Here is a 19630-nt window from a genome sequence, read left to right on the forward strand (position 1 = left end):
ACTTGTCCGGGTTGTGTGCATGGAACTTTTACTTCTTGTCTGGCGGCAGTATCGCTGGCCATTTATCAGCGTTATGGCGCTCAGCCTCGCCAGCGCCGCGTTGGGAATTGGGCTGATTGCGTTTATCAACCAGCGCCTGATTGAAACGGTCGACACCACGCTGATGGTGCTGCCGGAGTTTCTTGGCCTGCTGCTGCTATTGATGGTTGTCACTCTCGGCTCTCAGCTGGCGTTGACCACGCTTGGCCACCACTTTGTCTACCGACTGCGTAGCGAATTTATCAAACGTATTCTGGATACCCACGTCGAGCGTATAGAACAGCTTGGTAGTGCCTCGTTACTGGCCGGTTTAACCAGCGATATTCGCAATATCACCATCGCCTTTGTTCGTCTGCCTGAACTGGTGCAGGGAATTATCCTGACCGTCGGGTCGGCGGCGTATCTGGCGATGCTGTCGACCAAAATGCTGCTGGTGACGGCAATCTGGATGGCAATCACCATCTGGGGCGGATTTGTACTGGTGGCGCGAGTGTATAAACACATGGCCACCCTGCGTGAAACAGAAGACAAGTTGTACAACGATTATCAGACAGTGCTGGAAGGGCGCAAAGAGCTGACGCTCAACCGCGAGCGCGCCGAGCATATCTTTAATCAGATGTACGTCCCGGATGCCAAAGAGTACCGTCATCATATTATCCGTGCCGATACTTTCCACCTGAGCGCGGTTAACTGGTCGAACATCATGATGCTGGGCGCCATTGGCCTGGTGTTCTGGATGGCCAACAGTCTGGGCTGGGCGGATACCGCCGTGGCGGCGACCTATTCTCTGACACTGTTATTCCTGCGTACGCCGCTGCTCTCTGCCGTTGGCGCACTGCCGACGCTGCTCACCGCGCAGGTGGCGTTCAACAAGCTGAATAAATTCGCACTGGCACCTTTTAAAGCAGAGTTCCCGCGTCCAACCGCATTTCCTAATTGGCAAACGCTGGAGCTGCGTAACGTGGTTTTCCATTATCAGGACAACGCATTTTCCGTAGGGCCGGTGAATCTGACTATTCATCGTGGTGAACTGATCTTTCTGATTGGCGGTAACGGTAGTGGGAAATCTACGCTGGCGATGTTACTGACCGGACTATACCAGCCGCAGTCAGGTGAGATTTTGCTTGATGGTAAGGCCGTTGCCGTTGAAAAGCCGGAGGACTATCGCAAGCTGTTCTCCGCCGTGTTTACCGACGTCTGGCTGTTCGACAAACTGCTGGGGCCGGAAGGTAAAGAGGCTAATCCGCAGCTGGTTGCGAAGTGGCTGGAACATCTGAAGATGGGTCACAAGCTGGAGCTGAGCGATGGCCGTATCCTCAATCTGAAGTTGTCGAAAGGGCAGAAGAAACGCGTGGCGCTGCTGCTGGCCCTGGCGGAGGAGCGCGACATCATTCTGCTGGACGAATGGGCTGCCGATCAGGATCCTCATTTCCGCCGGGAGTTTTATCAGGTCCTGCTACCGCTGATGCAGGAAATGGGTAAAACCATCTTCGCCATTAGTCATGACGATCACTACTTTATTCATGCCGATCGCCTGCTGGAAATGCGCAACGGACAGTTGAGTGAACTGCTGGGCGATGAGCGTGATGCTGCTTCTCGTGACGCGGTGGCGCGCACGGCATGATCCCACATGCCGCTGGTTTTTTATCCAGCCGGCGGCACTGTTTATTGTTATTTACATAAATCGGCATCATGATTAATGATATTTCATATCATGGATTTATGATTAATGTCCGTTACAAACAAAAACAGCGCCAGGCTGCGTGATGAAGAGCGTGCGCGTCTAATCTGGCTGCTGACCACAGATAAAGCCATTATTTCAACCCTGTTGGGCAAGCTTACCCTGGCTGAGCAATATGACGTCGGTACGTTAGCCGACGATATTGCTGAGGTAGGGGCGCTGGTAGCTCACCTGCCGCCGCCCGATTTGGCCGATACCCTGGAAGCCTTACCCTCTGAAGAGCGCCACGCCCTGTGGCGACTGGTCGAAAGTGAAAAGCGCGGTAACGTACTGCTTGAGGCGTCAGAGAACGTCTGGGACGATCTGATCGATGAGATGAGCGACCGCGAGCTGTTGGATGCGTTGCAATATCTTGATATCGACGAGCAGATTTATCTGGTCCAGCATCTCCCTCGTAACCTTACGGGACGACTGCTGGCAACGTTACCGGCCGAGGAGCGGGCGCGCGTCCGTCAGGTGCTGCACTACGAGAAGAACCGCGTCGGTGCGATCATGGAGTTCGAGGTCATCACCGTGCGTCCGGACGTGACGCTGGAAGTGGTGCAACGCTACCTGCGACGGCTGGGGAAAATGCCGGAGAACACCGATAAACTCTTCGTGACCGATCGTAATAAAGTGCTGGTCGGTGAACTGACGCTAACCTGTATTCTGCTCAATGATGTGCAGCGAAAAGTCAGCGAGGTGATGGAAGATGACCCGCTCACCTTTTCTCCGGAAGATATCGCCGAAAACGCTGCGCGTACCTTCGAACGTGACAACCTTGTCAGTGCCGCGGTAGTTGACCCTTCAGGTAAACTGATGGGCCGCTTAACCATTGATGAGATCGTTGATGTTGTTTATGAAGAAACCGATACCGATCTGCGTCGAATGGGGGGCTTAAGCGCCGAAGAAGATGTGTTTGCTCCCGTTACCAAAGCGGTAAAAACCCGCTGGGCATGGTTGGCCGTTAACCTCTGTACTGCCTTTATCGCTTCGCGAGTGATCGACGGCTTTGAACATACTATTTCGCAATTGGTGGCGCTGGCCTCGCTGATGCCGATTGTGGCGGGGATCGGCGGCAACACCGGGAATCAAACCATCACCATGATCGTTCGCGCGCTGGCGCTACAAAATATTCAGCCGGGAAACCTGACGTTTTTGATCCTGCGCGAAATGGGCGTAGCGTTGATTAATGGCCTCGTGTGGGGCGGAATCATGGGCGGCATTACCTGGTGGCTGTACGATGACATGGCGCTCGGCGCCGTGATGACTTTGGCGATGATGCTCAATCTGCTGATGGCGGCGTTGATGGGCGTTATTATTCCGATGACGATGGTGAAGCTCGGGCGCGACCCGGCGGTCGGCTCGAGCGTCATGATTACGGCAATCACCGATACCGGCGGTTTCTTTATTTTTCTCGGTCTGGCGACGCTGTTTCTGATGTAGCCGCACGTTGGCGTCTGACGATACGCGGCAAAATGAGCATCGTCATTACCCCGGCAACCACGCCAATCGCCAGGTTGCCGGTCGACACCGTGGCCGCGACGGTCACCAGCATCACCAGGGTTTCAGTGACGGGGAGTTTCGTCAGCGTGGTGGGCTGGATGCTGTGCCAACTGAAGGTTTTCACCGCCACAATCACCATAATCCCCGCCAGCACCGACATGGGGATTTTCGCCATCACTTCGCTTAAGGCGGTGACCAGCAGTAACAATACCAGCCCTGCGGCAAACGTTGAGACGCGGCTGCGTCCTTTACCCATCTCAACGTTAACGATGGTTTGACCAATCATCGCGCACCCGGCAATACCGCCATAAAATCCGGCCAGAATATTGGCTATCCCCAGCCCGGCGCTCTCGCGATTCTTATTCGACGGCGTAACCGTCAGATCATCCACCAGACGGGCGGTTAACAATGACTCCATCAAACCAACAAAAGCGATGCTCAACGCGCAGGGCCAGATAATCGCCAGCGTGTGCAGGTTGAGTGGGACGAGTAGCTGCGTTAATCCCGGCAGGCCGCCGCTCATTGAACCTTCGTCACCGACGGTCGGTAACAGTTGCCCGCTGGTGACAGTGAACAGGGTCAGCAGCACGATGGCGATAAGCGGTGCGGGGATTGCTTTAATAAAACGCGGAACCCAAAGCACAATCAACAGCGTCAGGACAAACAGCCCCCAGATTAGCGGGCTTTTACTCCAGAAATGCGGGACCTGGGCAAAGAAAATTAAAATACCCAGCGCGTTCACAAAGCCGGTCATGACGGCCGTAGGGATGAATCGCATCAGACGCGCCATTCCTAATACGCCAAACAGGATCTGAATCATCCCGGCCAGCACCACCGCAGGCAGAATATATTGCACACCGAATTGATGCACCATCGGGCCTATTACCAACGCAACCGATCCTGCAGCGGCGGTTACCATTGCCGGACGTCCGCCTAAAAATGACATCGCCAGGCATAGTACGACCGAGGCTATCAGGCTGACTTTAGGATCGACGCCGGCGATAACGGAAAAAGAGATCACTTCCGGGATCAGCGCCAGGGCGGTTACCACACCGGCCAGCGTTTCGCGAACCAGCAGACGGGGTTGGCGCAGGACGGCACGGGTCGTGTGTTCCGCGACAGCGACAGAGGAAGGATGATTTGCAGACATAGTTACACTCAGGTCAAAAATGGCCTGATACAGCAGACCGACAGGCATCCGTGCGGTGAATAGCAAAGCGCAGCATAGTACCTGTCTGACGGACTGGTTTCCAGAAATGATTGTCAATAACCGTATAAACTATCAACGTATTAATAACATTTTTAAAAATTAAATATAATTTATAAACAATATTTAATTATTTTTACTTAAGTGTTACCGTTGATGCCGCTCGATTTTCACCTGCATTAAAAGCAAAAAAGCGATACTAAAAGTAAGGCATTAACATTATGAAAAAAGTGACTGCCATGCTCTTCACCATGGCTGTAGGGCTGAACGTTGTCTCGATGGCAGCAAAAGCGAAAGCGGCGCAAGAGCAGGAAACGGATGTACTGTTGATTGGCGGCGGCATCATGAGCGCCACGCTGGGAACCTATTTACAGGAGCTGGAGCCGCAATGGTCAATGACCATGGTAGAGCGACTGGATGGTGTAGCGCAGGAAAGCTCAAACGGCTGGAATAACGCCGGAACCGGCCACTCCGCACTGATGGAGCTGAACTACACGCCTAAAAAGGCCGACGGTAGCATCAGTATTGAAAAGGCAGTCGAAATCAACGAAGCCTTCCAGATTTCCCGCCAGTTCTGGGCCTATCAGGTCAATAATGGCGTGATGCATGAACCACACTCATTTATCACCACGGTCCCACACATGAGTTTTGTCTGGGGTGACGAGAACGTGAACTTCCTGCGCGCACGTTACGCCGCACTGCAGCAGAGCACGTTATTCCGCGGTATGCGTTATTCCGAAGATCATGCGCAGATTAAAGAGTGGGCGCCGCTGGTCATGGAAGGCCGCGATCCGCAGCAGAAAGTCGCGGCAACGCGTACCGAGATTGGTACTGACGTAAACTACGGCGAAATCACGCGCCAGCTGATTGCTTCGTTGCAGAAAAAGCCCAACTTTGCGCTGCAACTGAGTACCGAAGTGCGTGGCTTTAAGCGTAATGCCGATAATAGCTGGACGGTTACGGTCGCCGATCTGAAAAATAACGAAACGGAACACGATATCAAGGCGAAATTTGTCTTTATCGGTGCCGGTGGCGCTGCGCTGAAACTGTTGCAGGAAACCGACATTCCGGAAGCGAAAGGCTATGCCGGATTCCCGGTGGGCGGGCAGTTCCTGGTTGCGGACAATCCGGACGTGGTCAATCGCCACCTGGCGAAAGTGTACGGTCAGGCCTCCGTTGGCGCGCCACCGATGTCCGTACCGCACATCGATACGCGTATCCTTGATGGCAAACGCGTCGTGCTGTTTGGGCCATTTGCAACTTTCTCCACCAAATTCCTGAAAAACGGTTCATTGTGGGACCTGCTCAGCTCGACCACCACCTCGAACTTTATGCCGATGGTCAACGTGGGTCTGGATAACTTCGATCTGGTCAAATATCTGGTAAGCCAGGTGATGCTCAGCGATGACGACCGTTTCGCCGCGCTGCAAGAGTACTATCCGCAGGCGAAAAAAGAAGACTGGCGTTTATGGCAGGCGGGTCAGCGTGTGCAGATCATCAAAAGTGATGCGGAGAAGGGCGGTGTGCTGCGTCTGGGAACCGAAGTCGTTAGCGATAAAGAGGGCACGATTGCTGCGCTGCTGGGGGCTTCTCCGGGTGCGTCAACCGCGGCACCGATTATGCTGCATCTGATGGAAAAAGTGTTTAAAGATAAAGTGGCCAGCCCCGAGTGGCAGGCGAAACTGAAAACCATTATTCCGTCTTATGGTACCAGGCTGAACGGTAACGTTGCGGCTACGGAACAAGAACTGCAATACACCAGTGAAGTACTGGGGCTGAAATATGACAAGCCGCAGGTTGCTGATGAAGCGCCGAAACCACAGCTGAAACCTCAGGCACAGCCGCAGCCTGAGCAGAAAGCCGTCGCGGATATTGCACTGTAAATAAAATGCCGGATGGCGCTGTTGCGCTTATCCGGCATGGTTTATGCGTCTGTAGGCCGGATAAGGCGGTACGCCGCCATCCGGCACATTCACACTTAGCGCGCCACCGCGTCCTGAATCTTTTCTTCCGCTTTCCAGATACGGTATTTAACTTCCACGTTTTCCGGGGTGTAGACCACAATCGGCAACTTGCTGTTGTAACGCAGCATGCCGTCATCACCCAGATGCGCAGTAATGAATTTCTTCTCTTTCTTACCGTCCGGGCAGGCCATCATGGTTGAAACCGGAGAGGTAACTTTGTCAAAAACATAGTAATCATATCCCCAACCTTCCAGTGTTTTGCTATCCAGTTCACCGCCCAGACGGTGTTGATTACAGTCAACTTCCAGCGTTTGTCCGATCAGCAGTTCTACTTTCAGAGTAGATTCATCTTTCTCAGGGGTAAGCTGGATAACCTGGCGCTTCATACCCTTTTCCGCCTTGGGATAAGGGGCGACTTTTTCCAGCGGCTGAGCGGCGGTATCGTTACTGGCAGCCCATGCAGAGGTGCTGGCAAAGGCGGCGAAAAGTACGGCAGGGACAATTGTCTTCATCTTATTGTTCACAGTGTTTCCTTTCTTCTGTCTTATGAACGAGTCTGTAGCAGGTTAACATATTTGTATAATCTATTAATCTGGATTTACTTATATTTAAAGTGTATTGGGTAGTGGTTTACTATCAAAGTAGCGATATGTTCCAGGAATTATCCTAATATTGAGATCTTTATCTTTTTGAGTTAATCGTTATATAAGCTGTTATATAACTCATTGAAATGTGAGCAAAAGCGCATTTTTTTCCGCCAACTCACCACTCCTTTGATCCGGCAACAGCATTTACCCCGATTGGGGTATGCACCTCTAACACATCCTGAAATATCTTACGGCTAAAAATAACTACTCATAAATAGTGCAGTTTTTTATGTCGTTCAACCCGCCGAGGGAGGGCGTCATTATGGAAGGACAATGTCATGGTTGATTTATCCCGTCGAGGCATGTTGACAGGTAGCTGGCGAAACGCCAGCGCGGGGATCCGTCCGCCGTGGAGCAAGGAAGACTCTCACTTTCTTGCCCATTGCCTCCGTTGTGACGCCTGCATCCAGGCGTGTGAAACCGACATCCTGCAGCGAGGCCAGGGTGGTTACCCGAGCGTAAATTTCAAACACGGCGAGTGCAGCTTTTGCTATGCCTGCGCAGAAGCCTGTCCCGAATCACTTTTTCTTCCGCGCCACACCAGGGCATGGGATCTGAATTTTACGATTGGGGAAAACTGTCTCGCACATCAGTCCATTGAATGTCATCGCTGTCAGGATAGCTGTGAACCCATGGCCATAACCTTTCGCCCCACGCTGTCCGGCATTTATCAGCCGCAGCTCGACAATCAGGCCTGTAACGGATGTGGCGCATGTGTCGCTATCTGCCCGGTATCAGCCATTAACGCGGAGTACAACCATGGACAATAACTGGCAGGTCTGCAGCCTGGTCGTTCAGGCCAAAAGTCAGCATATCAATGATATCGCCACCCAGTTGCGTTCGTTTCCGGGTTGCGAAGTTGCACTCAGCGATGTCGAAAGCGGTCAGTTGATCGTGGTGGTGGAAGCTGAGCACAGCGAAACGTTAATGAAAACTATTGAGTCAGTACGCAACGTTGCGGGCGTACTGGCGGTGTCGCTGGTTTATCACCAGCAGGATGAGCAAGGTGAGGAAACACCATGAAACTCAGTCGTCGTAGCTTTATGAAAGCTAACGCCGTTGCGGCCGCTGCGGCGGCTGCCGGGTTAAGCGTGCCGGGCGTAGCCCGCGCGGTAGTCGGTCAGCAAGAAGCCATCAAATGGGACAAAGCCCCGTGCCGTTTTTGCGGGACGGGCTGTGGCGTATTGGTCGGGACGCAGCAAGGGCGTGTTGTGGCATGCCAGGGCGATCCGGATGCGCCGGTTAACCGTGGGCTTAACTGCATCAAAGGTTACTTCCTGCCGAAAATCATGTACGGAAAAGACCGTTTAACGCAGCCGATGCTGCGCATGAAGGACGGTAAGTATGACAAAGAAGGCGAGTTTACCCCGATTAGCTGGGACCAGGCCTTTGACGTGATGGAAGAGAAATTCAAAACGTCGATGAAAGAGAAAGGCCCAGAGTCTATCGGTATGTTCGGCTCTGGCCAGTGGACGATTTGGGAAGGTTATGCCGCTGCCAAATTGTTTAAAGCGGGTTTCCGTTCCAATAACATCGATCCGAACGCGCGTCACTGCATGGCCTCAGCGGTAGTCGGCTTTATGCGTACCTTTGGTATGGATGAGCCGATGGGCTGTTACGACGATATCGAGCATGCAGACGCTTTTGTCCTGTGGGGCGCGAATATGGCGGAGATGCACCCGATCCTGTGGTCGCGCATCACCAACCGTCGTCTGTCCGATCCTAACGTGAACGTCGCGGTTCTCTCCACCTTCCAGCACCGCAGCTTTGAGCTGGCGGATAACGGTATGGTATTCACGCCGCAAACCGATCTGGTGATCCTCAACTACATCGCTAACTACATCATTCAAAACAATGCGATAAACCAGGATTTCTTTAGCAAGCACGTTAACCTGCGTAAAGGCGTGACGGACATCGGCTACGGTCTGCGTCCAACCCATCCGCTGGAAAAAGCGGCGAAGAACCCGGGATCTGATGCCTCTGAACCGATGAGCTTTGAGGATTACAAAGCCTTCGTTGCTGAGTACACGCTGGATAAAACCGCCGAAATGACCGGCGTACCAAAAGATCAACTGGAACAGCTGGCGCAGCTGTATGCCGATCCGAAGAAAAAAGTTATCTCCTACTGGACAATGGGCTTCAACCAGCACACACGCGGCGTATGGGCCAACAACCTGGTCTATAACCTGCACCTGTTGACCGGCAAAATTTCCCAGCCAGGCTGCGGCCCGTTCTCTTTGACCGGTCAGCCTTCCGCATGCGGTACCGCGCGTGAAGTCGGGACGTTCTCCCACCGTCTGCCTGCGGATATGGTGGTAACGAACGAAAAACACCGCGATATCTGCGAGAAGCACTGGAATATTCCGTCAGGGACCATTCCGGCAAAAATTGGTCTGCACGCCGTAGCACAGGACCGTGCGCTGAAAGATGGCAAGCTCAATGTCTACTGGGCGATGTGTACCAACAACATGCAGGCCGGTCCAAACATCAACGAAGAGCGTATGCCGGGCTGGCGCGATCCGCGCAACTTCATCATTGTCTCCGATCCGTACCCAACGGTCAGCGCCCTGTCAGCTGACCTGATCTTGCCGACCGCGATGTGGGTAGAGAAAGAAGGCGCCTACGGGAATGCGGAACGTCGTACACAGTTCTGGCGTCAGCAGATTAAAGCGCCGGGCGAATCGAAATCGGATCTGTGGCAACTGGTGCAGTTTTCCCGTCGCTTCAAAACCGAAGAAGTGTGGCCGGAAGAGCTGCTGGCGCAGAAACCAGAGCTGCGCGGCAAAACGTTGTATGACGTGCTGTTTGCTACGCCTGCAGTGACGAAATTCCCGGTGGCTGAACTGGCTGAAGATCAACTTAACGATGAATCCCGCGAGCTGGGCTTCTATCTGCAGAAAGGGTTGTTCGAAGAGTACGCCTGGTTCGGTCGTGGCCACGGACACGATCTCGCACCGTTTGACGATTACCACAAAGCGCGCGGTTTACGCTGGCCGGTTGTTGAGGGCAAAGAGACCCAGTGGCGTTACAGCGAAGGCAACGATCCTTATGTGAAAGCGGGTGAAAGCTACAAGTTCTACGGTAAGCCGGACGGCAAAGCGGTTATCTTCGCGCTGCCATTTGAGCCTGCCGCAGAAGCCCCGGATAAAGAGTACGACCTGTGGCTGTCTACCGGACGTGTGCTGGAGCACTGGCATACCGGCAGCATGACGCGTCGCGTGCCTGAACTGCACCGTGCTTTCCCGGAAGCCGTGCTGTTTATCCATCCGCTGGATGCAAAAGCACGCGATCTGCGCCGTGGCGATAAAGTCAAAGTGGTTTCCCGTCGTGGCGAAGTTATCTCGATTGTTGAAACGCGCGGGCGTAACCGTCCGCCACAGGGGCTGGTGTACATGCCGTTCTTCGACGCCGCACAGCTGGTGAACAACCTGACGCTGGATGCGACGGATCCGCTCTCCAAAGAGACGGATTTCAAGAAGTGCGCCGTGAAACTGGCGAAGGTGTAACGCGTTATGTCCCGGTCAGCAAAACCCCAAAATGGCCGCCGCCGCTTTCTGCGCGACATGGTTCGTGCAGCGGGCGGGCTGGCCGTCGTTGGCGTGGCGCTGGGGTTGCAACAACAAACCGCTCGTGCAAGCGGCGTGCGGTTGCGTCCGCCAGGCGCACTGAGCGAGGAAGCATTCGCCAGCGCCTGCGTGCGCTGCGGTCAGTGCGTTCAGGCATGTCCATATGACACGCTGAAACTGGCGACGCTGGCCTCCGGGCTGGCAGCCGGTACGCCGTATTTTGTCGCCCGCGATATTCCCTGCGAAATGTGTGAGGACATTCCGTGCGCCAAAGTCTGCCCCAGCGGCGCGTTGGACAGGGAAATTGAATCCATCGACGACTCGCGTATGGGACTGGCGGTGCTGCTGGATCACGAAAACTGCCTCAACTATCAAGGGTTGCGCTGCGATGTTTGCTATCGCGAGTGTCCGAAAATTGATGAGGCGATCACCCTGGAGCTGGACCGCAACATGCGTACCGGCAAGCATGCGCGGTTTATTCCAACCGTACACAGTGATGCCTGTACCGGCTGTGGGAAATGCGAAAAAGTCTGCGTACTGGAACAGCCAGCAATAAAAGTGCTGCCGCTGTCGCTGGCGAAAGGGGAGTTAGGACACCATTACCGCTTCGGTTGGCTGGAGGGGAACAATGGCAAATCGTAAACGTGATGCCGGGCGTGAGGCGCAGGCAAAAAAAGGATGGTGGAAGAGCCATCGCTGGCTGCTACTGCGTCGTCTGAGTCAGTTTCTGATACTGGCGATGTTCCTGAGCGGCCCGTGGCTTGGCGTGTGGATCCTGCATGGTAACTACAGCAGTAGTTTGTTGTTGGACGCCATTCCGTTCACCGATCCGCTGATTACCCTGCAAAGCCTGGCCAGCGGACACCTGCCGGCGACGGTGGCAATCACGGGGGCGGCCATCATCACGGTGCTGTATGCCCTGGCCGGTAAGCGACTGTTTTGCAGTTGGGTTTGTCCCATGAACCCGGTCACCGATTTAGCCAGCTGGTTGCGCAGAAGGTTTGACCTGAATCAGTCCGCAACCCTGCCGCGCCATATACGGTACGTCCTGCTGGTGGTTATCCTGGTCGGTTCTGCGCTGACCGGTACGCTGCTGTGGGAGTGGATAAATCCAGTCTCGCTGCTCGGACGTAGCCTGGTAATGGGATTTGGCAGCGGAGCGCTGCTGATCCTCGCGCTGTTTTTATTTGATCTACTGGTCGTTGAGCATGGCTGGTGCGGGCATCTTTGCCCACTGGGTGCGCTGTATAGCGTGGTGGGGAGTAAGGGTGCATTAACCGTTTCGGCAAAAGAACGTAACAGATGTAACCGCTGTATGGATTGTTTTCATGTTTGCCCGGAACCGCATGTGCTACGTGCGCCGGTGCTGGATGAGCAAAGTCCGGTGCAGGTAACCAGCCGCGATTGCATGGCCTGCGGTCGCTGCGTGGATGTCTGTTCTGAGGATGTTTTTACAATAACAACACGATGGAGTTCGGGAGCGAAATCATGAAAAGCCATGACCTGATTAAAGCGCTGAGTCAATGGACGGCTGCGCTGGCCCTGGTAGTCAGTGGGGCCGTTTGGGCTGCAAACGGAGTGGATCTGAGCCAGTCACCGGAAGTCTCAGGGACACAGGAAGGGGCGATTCGCATGCCGAAAGAGCAAGTGCGTATGCCGCTGAACTATGTGAATCAGCCGCCGATGGTTCCGCACAGCGTTGAAGGGTATCAGGTGACGACGAACACTAACCGCTGCCTGCAATGCCACGGTGTGGAAAGCTATCGCACCACCGGTGCGCCGCGCATTAGTCCGACGCACTTTATGGATAGCGACGGCAAGGTATTGGCTGAAGTCGCGCCGCGTCGTTATTTCTGCCTGCAATGTCACGTTCCGCAGGCTGACGCCGCGCCGATTGTTGAAAATACCTTCACCCCCTCGAAAGGTTACGGGAAATAAGAGGTCATTATGGAAAATTCTAACCGTAAACCAGGCTGGATTAAGCGCGTCTGGCAATGGTGGCGTCGCCCCAGCCGTCTGGCGCTCGGCACGCTGTTGTTAATCGGCTTTGTGGGCGGCATTATTTTCTGGGGCGGCTTTAATACCGGTATGGAAAAGGCCAATACAGAAGAGTTCTGCATTAGCTGTCACGAAATGCGCAATACGGTATACCAGGAATACATGGAAACCGTACACTACAACAACCGCAGTGGTGTGCGAGCAACTTGCCCTGATTGCCACGTCCCACATGAGTGGGCTCCGAAAATGATCCGTAAGATCAAGGCCAGTAAAGAGCTGTACGCGAAAGCACTGGGGTTAATAGATACACCGCAAAAATTTGAAGACCATCGTCTGACGATGGCGCAAAATGAGTGGCGGCGTATGAAAGATAATAATTCGCAAGAGTGTCGCAATTGTCACAACTTCGAGTTTATGGATTTAACCGCCCAGAAAGGCGTTGCGGCCAAAATGCACGACCAGGCCGTGAAAGACGGGCAAACCTGTATTGACTGTCATAAAGGGATAGCGCACAAACTGCCTGATATGCGCGAAGTCAAACCGGGCTTTTAACAGGATGTAGATAACCAGGTATGCTTGAAGCCAGAGAATTACTTTGCGAGCGGGATGACAGAATACTGTTCAGCGATTTGTCATTTCGCGTTAACGCAGGGGAATGGGTACAAATTACCGGCAGCAACGGCGCAGGAAAAACCACTCTGCTGCGGTTGCTTACCGGGCTGGCGCGTCCCGATGCAGGGGAGGTTTGCTGGCAAGAGCAACCGCTGCATCACGTACGGGACAGCTACCATCAGCAATTGCTGTGGATCGGACATCAGCCGGGGATAAAAACCCGGCTTTCGGCGTTGGAGAACCTGCGTTTCTTCCACCATGATGGCGACATCGCACAGTGCCTGGCTGCGCTGGCGCAGGCGGGACTTGCCGGATACGAAGATATCCCGGTGAACCAACTTTCCGCCGGGCAACAGCGGCGTGTGGCGCTGGCTCGTTTGTGGCTGACCCGCGCCCGGCTGTGGATCCTCGATGAACCTTTTACCGCCATTGATGTGAACGGCGTTGAGCGACTGACTCAGCGTATGGCGCAGCATACTGAGCAGGGCGGTATTGTTATTCTCACCACTCATCAACCGCTCAATGTCGATACCGATAAAGTGCGACGTATTGCGCTGACCAGCGAGAGGGCAACGCAATGATGTGGCGAATCTTCCGTTTAGAACTGCGGGTTGCGTTTCGTCATAGTGCGGAAATCGCTAATCCTTTATGGTTCTTCCTGATTGTTATCACACTGTTCCCACTGAGCATTGGGCCGGAGCCGCAGCTACTGGCACGTATTGCGCCGGGCATCATCTGGGTTGCGGCGCTGCTGGCGTCGTTGCTGGCGCTGGAACGCCTGTTTCGTGATGATCTACAGGACGGCAGCCTTGAGCAACTGATGCTGCTGCCGCTGCCGCTACCGGCCGTGGTGCTGGCGAAAGTGATGGCGCACTGGGTCGTGACCGGCCTGCCGCTGTTAATCCTCTCGCCGCTGGTGGCGCTGCTGCTGGGCATGGATATGTACGGCTGGAAAATTATGGCGCTGACCTTGTTACTCGGAACACCGACGCTGGGCTTTCTCGGTGCGCCGGGTGTGGGGTTGACGGTGGGCTTAAAGCGCGGCGGCGTGCTGTTAAGCGTGTTGGTACTCCCGCTTACCATACCCTTACTGATTTTTGCGACCGCCGCGATGGATGCGGCTTCCATGCACCTACCGGTCGAAGGGTACATGGCGATTCTGGGCGCGTTGCTGGTAGGCAGCGCTACGTTAAGCCCGTTTGCCACAGCCGCGGCGTTACGGATAAGCGTGCAGTAGTGCAGTTAGATGTGCAGGCCGGGCAAGGCGCTCCGGCAAAACGGATATTAATTTATGGAGTCTGGTGACTGAACTATGTGGAAAACACTTCATCAATTGGCGATGCCTCCTCGGCTCTATCAGATCTGTGGCTGGTTTATCCCGTGGCTGGCAATTGCCAGCGCGGTGGTACTGATAACAGGATGGATCTGGGGCTTTGGCTTCGCGCCGGCGGATTATCAGCAGGGGCAAAGCTATCGCATTATTTATCTGCACGTTCCGGCGGCGATTTGGTCGATGGGTATTTACGCCTCGATGGCCGTTGCCGCGTTTATCGGCCTGGTCTGGCAGATGAAAATGGCTAATCTGGCGCTGGCTGCGATGGCGCCGATTGGTGCAGTGTTTACCTTTATTGCGCTGGTTACGGGGTCCGCATGGGGCAAACCGATGTGGGGAACCTGGTGGGTTTGGGATGCCCGACTCACCTCGGAACTGGTGCTGCTGTTTCTCTACGTTGGCGCCATTGCACTGTGGCATGCCTTTGACGACCGTCGTCTGGCAGGTCGCGCTGCCGGTATTCTGGTGCTGATTGGCGTGGTCAACTTACCGATCATTCATTACTCGGTCGAGTGGTGGAATACGCTGCATCAGGGGTCGACCCGTATGCAGCAGAGTATCGATCCGGCAATGCGCGCGCCGCTGCGTCTGGCGATCGTCGGCTACCTGTTACTGTTTGTCACGCTGGCGCTAATGCGCATGCGTAACCTGATTTTGATGATGGAAAAACGCCGCCCGTGGGTGAGCGAACTGATCTTAAAAAGAGGCCGCCAATGACCCCTGCATTTGCATCATGGAGTGATTTTTTCGCGATGGGCGGTTACGCCTTGTATGTCTGGCTGGCTGTAGCCATGAGCGTTATCCCACTGGTGGCGCTGGTGCTGCATTCTGCGTTACAGCATCGCGCAATCTTACGCGGTGTGGCGCAGCAGCGGGCGAGAGAAGCGCGCATGCGTGCGGCGCAAGTGCAACGGGAGGCGGCGTGAATATTCGACGTAAAAATCGGCTATGGATTGCCTGCGCGGTCCTGGCGGGTCTGGCTTTGACCATTACGCTGGTGCTCTACGCGCTGCGTTCCAATATCGATCTATTTTATACGCCGGGAGAGATACTCTACGGTAAGCGCGAGACGCAGCAGATGCCCGAAGTCGGTCAGCGCCTGCGCGTGGGGGGCATGGTCATGCCCGGTAGCGTGAAGCGCGATCCGCAGTCGTTGAAGGTGAATTTCAGCATCTATGACGCCGAAGGTGTGGTGGATGTAACTTATGAAGGCATTCTGCCGGATCTGTTCCGCGAAGGGCAGGGCGTCGTCGTTCAGGGCGAGCTGGACAAGGGAAATCATGTGCAGGCCAAAGAAGTGCTCGCCAAACATGATGAAAATTACACTCCGCCGGAAGTCGAAAAGGCGATGCAGGAAAACCACCGTCGTCCGGAAAGCGTGTATAAGGATAAAACGTCATGATGCCTGAAATTGGCAATGCGCTGTTGTGCCTTGCGCTTGGCGTTGCATTACTGCTGTCGGTCTATCCGCTGTGGGGCGTAGCGCGCGGTGATGTGCGGATGATGGCCTCCGCGCGGCCCTTTGCCTGGATTCTGTTTATCTGCGTGATGGGGGCGTTCCTGATTCTGGTCAACGCTTTCGTGGTTAATGACTTTACCGTCACCTATGTAGCCAGTAACTCCAATACCCAGCTTCCGGTCTGGTATCGGGTGGCGGCGACGTGGGGCGCGCATGAAGGTTCACTGCTGCTATGGGTGCTGCTGATGAGCGGCTGGACGTTCGCCGTTGCGGCGTTCAGTCAGCGTATGCCGCTGGATATCGTCGCCCGCGTACTGGCGGTGATGGGGATGGTGAGCGTTGGCTTCCTGCTGTTTATTCTGTTTACCTCTAACCCGTTTGCCCGCACGTTACCTGACTTCCCTATTGAAGGGCGCGATCTGAACCCGCTATTGCAGGATCCGGGGCTGATTTTCCATCCGCCGTTGCTGTACATGGGGTATGTCGGTTTCTCTGTAGCCTTTGCGTTTGCGATTGCCGCGCTGATGAGCGGACGACTGGACAGTACCTTCGCCCGTTTTTCTCGTCCATGGACGCTGGCGGCTTGGGTGTTTCTGACGCTGGGCATTGTGCTCGGTTCGGCCTGGGCCTATTACGAGCTGGGCTGGGGCGGCTGGTGGTTCTGGGATCCGGTTGAGAACGCCTCATTTATGCCATGGCTGGTGGGGACGGCGCTGATGCACTCGTTGTCGGTAACTGAACAGCGTGCCAGTTTTAAAGCCTGGACGCTGCTGCTGTCAATCTGTGCGTTCTCGCTGTGCCTGTTAGGTACTTTCCTGGTGCGTTCCGGCGTGCTGGTGTCGGTGCATGCTTTCGCCTCCGATCCGTCGCGCGGAATGTTTATTCTGGCCTTTATGGTGCTGGTCATTGGCGGTTCCCTGCTGCTGTTTGCGGTGCGCGGTCACAAGGTTCGCTCACGGGTAAACAACGCGCTGTGGTCGCGTGAATCGCTACTACTGGGCAACAACGTCCTGCTGATTGCCGCCATGCTGGTCGTGCTATTGGGCACGCTGTTGCCACTGGTGCACAAACAGTTGGGGCTCGGCAGCATTTCGATTGGCGAACCGTTCTTCAACACCATGTTCACCTGGCTGATGGCGCCGTTCGCACTGCTGCTGGGGATTGGGCCATTAGTGCGCTGGGGCCGGGACCGACCGCGTAAACTGAAGACGTTACTGATTATCGCGTTTGTCACCACGCTTGTTCTGTCGCTGCTGCTGCCGTGGCTATTTGAAGATCGCATTGCCGCTATGACGGTGGTGGGGCTGGCGATGGCGTGCTGGATATTCGTGCTGGCGATGTCCGAAGCGTACCTGCGTGTTTCCCGCGGGACAAAACTGACGGCCAGCTACTGGGGCATGGTATCGGGTCACGTTGGGCTGGCGGTTACCATTGTCGGTATCGCCTTTAGCCAGAACTACAGCGTAGAACGCGATGTGCGCATGAAAGCAGGTGATAGCGTCAGTATCCATGACTATCAGTTTACTTTCCGCGAAGTGAAAGACATTACCGGACCAAACTACCGGGGTGGCGTTGCCATTATCGGCGTTACCCGTGATGGCAAACCGGAAGCCACGCTGCATGCGGAAAAACGCTTCTATAACAGCACCAGCTCGATGATGACCGAAGCAGCAATTGACGGCGGATTCACACGCGATCTGTACGCTGCGCTGGGGGAAGAACTGGATAACGGCGCATGGGCTGTGCGTCTGTACTACAAACCGTTTATTCGCTGGATTTGGGCCGGAGGATTGCTGATGGCGCTGGGCGGGTTGTTCTGCCTGTTTGATCCACGCTATCGCCAGCGCACACGTCCTCGCGCTGCGGTGCAAAAAAATGCGTCGGAGGCTGTATGAAGCGCAACGCACTGTTAATTCCGTTTATTATTTTTCTCATTATTGCAGCGGCGTTGCTGTGGCAGTTAGCGCGTAACGCTCAGGGGGACGATCCCACGAATCTGGAATCGGCGCTGATCGGCAAACCTGTTCCGACATTCCGCCTGGAGTCGCTGGAAAATCCGGGTCAGCACTATCAGGCCGATGTGCTGACGCAGGGCAAGCCAGTATTGCTGAACGTCTGGGCGACGTGGTGCCCGACCTGTCGCGCCGAGCATCAGTATCTGAATCAGCTGTCTGCGCAAGGTGTGCGGGTAGTGGGCCTGAACTATAAAGACGATCGTCAGAAAGCTATTGTCTGGCTGAAAGAGCTGGGCAATCCATACGCATTAAGTCTGTTTGACGGCGACGGTATGCTCGGTTTGGATCTGGGCGTGTACGGCGCGCCGGAGACGTTTCTGATCGACGGCAAAGGCATTATTCGCTATCGCCATGCCGGTGATCTGAATGCCCGGGTGTGGGAGAGCGAGATCAAACCGTTGTGGGATAAGTACAGTAAGGAGGCTAAGCAATGAGATTTTTACTGGGCCTGCTGATGCTGGTTATCTCGGGATCTGCGCTTGCGACTATCGACGTGATGCAGTTTAAGGATGAAGCGCAGGAGCAGCAGTTCCGTCAGCTTACCGAACAATTGCGCTGTCCTAAATGCCAGAACAACAGTATCGCCGATTCTAACTCGATGATTGCCACTGACCTGCGCCAGAAAGTGTATGAACTGATGCAGGAAGGGAAAAGTCAGAAAGAAATTGTTGATTATATGGTGGCGCGCTACGGCAACTTCGTCACTTACGATCCACCCTTAACACCGCTTACCGTGCTGCTGTGGGTGATGCCGGTGGTAGCGATTGGTCTGGGCGGCTGGATTATTTTCGCCCGTACTCGCCGACGTGTCCGGGTGAAACAGGAAGCGTTTCCTGACGACGTTATTCCGGAAGGCAAGCGCGGTGGATTTGGGCTGTTTGTGCCTGGTATCGTGGTAGCGCTGGTGGTTGGCGCAGTGAGCTATTATGAAATCGGCAGCTATAAGCAGGTTCAGGTCTGGCAGCAGGCCACCGCTCAGGCTCCGGCCCTGCTGGAACGCGCGTTGGATCCGAAAGCTGACCCGCTCAATGAAGAGGATATGACACGTCTGGCGCTGGGACTGCGCACGCGTTTACAAGCCGATCCCGCAAATGTTGAAGGCTGGATCATGCTTGGGCGTATTGGCATGGTACTCGGTAACGCCAGTACAGCCACTGAAGCCTATGCCAATGCCTATCGACTGGATCCTAAAAATAGCGATGCGGCGCTGGGCTACGCGGAAGCGCTGACCCGTTCATCCGATCCTGATGATAACCGTCGGGGAGGGGAGCTGTTACGTCAACTGGTGCGTGGCGAGCATGCTAACGTGCGGGTTCTCAGCATGTACGCGTTTAACGCTTTTGAACAGCAGCGCTTCGGCGAGGCGGTTGCGGCGTGGGAGATGATGCTGAAATTATTACCCGCCAACGATACCCGTCGGGCGGTAATAGAACGCAGTATTAAGCAGGCGATGGAGCAGCTAACGCCGCAGGAGAAGTAAGAGTCCAGATTGCCCGAAGGCGTGTTGCTTTCGGGCCTGTGCGGGCTTTGTAGGCCGGATAAGACGCTGCTGCGTCGCCATCCG

At 54.8% G+C, this 19630-nt stretch carries 20 protein-coding genes; 18 read left to right on the forward strand and 2 right to left on the reverse strand.

Features of this window, described 5'->3' with window-relative positions; all coding sequences use genetic code 11:
- Nucleotides 1-19 precede the first annotated feature (19 nt).
- Together OGV80_RS21990 and mgtE are read left to right on the forward strand one after the other, a co-directional pair.
- The gene (locus tag OGV80_RS21990) at nt 20-1663 is read left to right on the forward strand and encodes a multidrug ABC transporter permease/ATP-binding protein (RefSeq protein ID WP_043017009.1); all 1644 of its coding nucleotides are present in this window, start codon (nt 20-22) and stop codon (nt 1661-1663) included.
- Nucleotides 1664-1768: 105 nt separating this feature from the next.
- Nucleotides 1769-3205 carry a magnesium transporter gene (gene mgtE / locus OGV80_RS21995; RefSeq protein WP_043017008.1) on the forward strand — a complete coding sequence of 479 codons (1437 nt, stop codon included), beginning with the start codon at nt 1769-1771 and terminating at the stop codon, nt 3203-3205.
- Here the strand turns inward: mgtE and OGV80_RS22000 are convergent.
- The gene (locus tag OGV80_RS22000) at nt 3168-4415 is read right to left on the reverse strand and encodes a SulP family inorganic anion transporter (protein WP_043017955.1); all 1248 of its coding nucleotides are present in this window, start codon (nt 4413-4415) and stop codon (nt 3168-3170) included. The two genes, mgtE and OGV80_RS22000, sit on opposite strands and share 38 nt — an antisense overlap.
- Before the next feature lie 278 nt (nt 4416-4693).
- Here OGV80_RS22000 and mqo point away from each other — a divergent pair, with 278 nt between their 5' ends.
- Entirely contained in the window at nt 4694-6355 is a 1662-nt protein-coding gene (gene mqo, locus OGV80_RS22005; RefSeq protein WP_043017007.1) for a malate dehydrogenase (quinone), read from the forward strand.
- Between the two features lie 95 nt (nt 6356-6450).
- Here mqo and eco read toward each other — a convergent pair whose 3' ends face one another.
- Complete coding sequence (gene eco / locus OGV80_RS22010) at nt 6451-6948, reverse strand: serine protease inhibitor ecotin (protein WP_075146372.1); 498 nt, start codon at nt 6946-6948, stop codon at nt 6451-6453.
- A 413-nt stretch (nt 6949-7361) separates the two neighbouring features.
- On the opposite strand from eco, the gene napF reads away from it, so the two are divergent.
- The 15 genes from napF (at nt 7362) to OGV80_RS22085 (ending at nt 19546) form a co-directional block, all read left to right on the forward strand.
- Entirely contained in the window at nt 7362-7853 is a 492-nt protein-coding gene (gene napF, locus OGV80_RS22015; RefSeq protein WP_087052505.1) for a ferredoxin-type protein NapF, read from the forward strand.
- Nucleotides 7843-8106, forward strand: a complete 264-nt coding sequence (gene napD, locus OGV80_RS22020) for a chaperone NapD (RefSeq protein WP_016153776.1) — start codon at nt 7843-7845, stop codon at nt 8104-8106. Before napF ends, napD begins: the two co-directional genes overlap by 11 nt.
- On the forward strand, nt 8103-10589 hold the full coding sequence (gene napA, locus OGV80_RS22025) for a nitrate reductase catalytic subunit NapA (RefSeq protein ID WP_286515761.1): 2487 nt from the start codon (nt 8103-8105) through the stop codon (nt 10587-10589). Before napD ends, napA begins: the two co-directional genes overlap by 4 nt.
- A 6-nt stretch (nt 10590-10595) precedes the next feature.
- On the forward strand, nt 10596-11291 hold the full coding sequence (gene napG / locus OGV80_RS22030; RefSeq protein WP_043017004.1) for a ferredoxin-type protein NapG: 696 nt from the start codon (nt 10596-10598) through the stop codon (nt 11289-11291).
- Nucleotides 11278-12141 carry a quinol dehydrogenase ferredoxin subunit NapH gene (gene napH / locus OGV80_RS22035; RefSeq protein WP_043017003.1) on the forward strand — a complete coding sequence of 288 codons (864 nt, stop codon included), beginning with the start codon at nt 11278-11280 and terminating at the stop codon, nt 12139-12141. The genes napG and napH overlap by 14 nt, the downstream gene beginning before the upstream one ends.
- Nucleotides 12138-12587: a nitrate reductase cytochrome c-type subunit gene (gene napB, locus OGV80_RS22040; RefSeq protein WP_016153772.1), complete on the forward strand. Its 450-nt coding sequence runs from the start codon at nt 12138-12140 to the stop codon at nt 12585-12587. Before napH ends, napB begins: the two co-directional genes overlap by 4 nt.
- Nucleotides 12588-12596: 9 nt before the next feature.
- Complete coding sequence (gene napC, locus OGV80_RS22045) at nt 12597-13199, forward strand: cytochrome c-type protein NapC (protein WP_006683729.1); 603 nt, start codon at nt 12597-12599, stop codon at nt 13197-13199.
- Nucleotides 13200-13219: 20 nt separating this feature from the next.
- Nucleotides 13220-13840: a cytochrome c biogenesis heme-transporting ATPase CcmA gene (gene ccmA, locus OGV80_RS22050; protein ID WP_286515762.1), complete on the forward strand. Its 621-nt coding sequence runs from the start codon at nt 13220-13222 to the stop codon at nt 13838-13840.
- Nucleotides 13837-14496, forward strand: a complete 660-nt coding sequence (gene ccmB, locus OGV80_RS22055; protein WP_003027542.1) for a heme exporter protein CcmB — start codon at nt 13837-13839, stop codon at nt 14494-14496. Before ccmA ends, ccmB begins: the two co-directional genes overlap by 4 nt.
- A 75-nt stretch (nt 14497-14571) precedes the next feature.
- Nucleotides 14572-15309 (forward strand): heme ABC transporter permease, encoded by a 738-nt coding sequence (locus OGV80_RS22060; RefSeq protein WP_043017001.1) that lies wholly within the window; start codon nt 14572-14574, stop codon nt 15307-15309.
- Nucleotides 15306-15518 (forward strand): heme exporter protein CcmD, encoded by a 213-nt coding sequence (ccmD, locus tag OGV80_RS22065; RefSeq protein ID WP_016157004.1) that lies wholly within the window; start codon nt 15306-15308, stop codon nt 15516-15518. The genes OGV80_RS22060 and ccmD overlap by 4 nt, the downstream gene beginning before the upstream one ends.
- A complete protein-coding gene (ccmE, locus tag OGV80_RS22070) occupies nt 15515-15994 on the forward strand; it encodes a cytochrome c maturation protein CcmE (protein ID WP_047409891.1) in 480 nt (159 codons plus the stop codon). Before ccmD ends, ccmE begins: the two co-directional genes overlap by 4 nt.
- Nucleotides 15991-17946 (forward strand): heme lyase CcmF/NrfE family subunit, encoded by a 1956-nt coding sequence (locus OGV80_RS22075; RefSeq protein ID WP_047409894.1) that lies wholly within the window; start codon nt 15991-15993, stop codon nt 17944-17946. The genes ccmE and OGV80_RS22075 overlap by 4 nt, the downstream gene beginning before the upstream one ends.
- Nucleotides 17943-18500, forward strand: coding sequence for a thiol:disulfide interchange protein DsbE (dsbE, locus tag OGV80_RS22080; protein WP_080626298.1), 558 nt, complete (start codon nt 17943-17945; stop codon nt 18498-18500). The genes OGV80_RS22075 and dsbE overlap by 4 nt, the downstream gene beginning before the upstream one ends.
- On the forward strand, nt 18497-19546 hold the full coding sequence (locus OGV80_RS22085; RefSeq protein WP_043016997.1) for a cytochrome c-type biogenesis protein CcmH: 1050 nt from the start codon (nt 18497-18499) through the stop codon (nt 19544-19546). Before dsbE ends, OGV80_RS22085 begins: the two co-directional genes overlap by 4 nt.
- Nucleotides 19547-19630 lie beyond the last annotated feature (84 nt).

Origin of the sequence: Citrobacter sp. Ce119 (assembly GCF_030334525.1) — a bacterium.
Classification (GTDB): domain Bacteria; phylum Pseudomonadota; class Gammaproteobacteria; order Enterobacterales; family Enterobacteriaceae; genus Citrobacter; species Citrobacter europaeus.

Coding starts and splice junctions, on each gene's coding strand:
- napC (WP_006683729.1), top strand. CDS start 12,597: ATGGAAAATTCTAACCGTAAACCAGGCTGGATTAAGCGCGTCTGGCAA.
- OGV80_RS22000 (WP_043017955.1), bottom strand. CDS start 4,415: ATGTCTGCAAATCATCCTTCCTCTGTCGCTGTCGCGGAACACACGACC.
- ccmB (WP_003027542.1), top strand. CDS start 13,837: ATGATGTGGCGAATCTTCCGTTTAGAACTGCGGGTTGCGTTTCGTCAT.
- eco (WP_075146372.1), bottom strand. CDS start 6,948: ATGAAGACAATTGTCCCTGCCGTACTTTTCGCCGCCTTTGCCAGCACC.
- napF (WP_087052505.1), top strand. CDS start 7,362: ATGGTTGATTTATCCCGTCGAGGCATGTTGACAGGTAGCTGGCGAAAC.
- napD (WP_016153776.1), top strand. CDS start 7,843: ATGGACAATAACTGGCAGGTCTGCAGCCTGGTCGTTCAGGCCAAAAGT.
- mgtE (WP_043017008.1), top strand. CDS start 1,769: ATGTCCGTTACAAACAAAAACAGCGCCAGGCTGCGTGATGAAGAGCGT.
- OGV80_RS22075 (WP_047409894.1), top strand. CDS start 15,991: ATGATGCCTGAAATTGGCAATGCGCTGTTGTGCCTTGCGCTTGGCGTT.
- OGV80_RS22060 (WP_043017001.1), top strand. CDS start 14,572: ATGTGGAAAACACTTCATCAATTGGCGATGCCTCCTCGGCTCTATCAG.
- napH (WP_043017003.1), top strand. CDS start 11,278: ATGGCAAATCGTAAACGTGATGCCGGGCGTGAGGCGCAGGCAAAAAAA.
- OGV80_RS22085 (WP_043016997.1), top strand. CDS start 18,497: ATGAGATTTTTACTGGGCCTGCTGATGCTGGTTATCTCGGGATCTGCG.
- OGV80_RS21990 (WP_043017009.1), top strand. CDS start 20: ATGGAACTTTTACTTCTTGTCTGGCGGCAGTATCGCTGGCCATTTATC.
- dsbE (WP_080626298.1), top strand. CDS start 17,943: ATGAAGCGCAACGCACTGTTAATTCCGTTTATTATTTTTCTCATTATT.
- napG (WP_043017004.1), top strand. CDS start 10,596: ATGTCCCGGTCAGCAAAACCCCAAAATGGCCGCCGCCGCTTTCTGCGC.
- mqo (WP_043017007.1), top strand. CDS start 4,694: ATGAAAAAAGTGACTGCCATGCTCTTCACCATGGCTGTAGGGCTGAAC.
- napB (WP_016153772.1), top strand. CDS start 12,138: ATGAAAAGCCATGACCTGATTAAAGCGCTGAGTCAATGGACGGCTGCG.
- ccmD (WP_016157004.1), top strand. CDS start 15,306: ATGACCCCTGCATTTGCATCATGGAGTGATTTTTTCGCGATGGGCGGT.
- napA (WP_286515761.1), top strand. CDS start 8,103: ATGAAACTCAGTCGTCGTAGCTTTATGAAAGCTAACGCCGTTGCGGCC.
- ccmA (WP_286515762.1), top strand. CDS start 13,220: ATGCTTGAAGCCAGAGAATTACTTTGCGAGCGGGATGACAGAATACTG.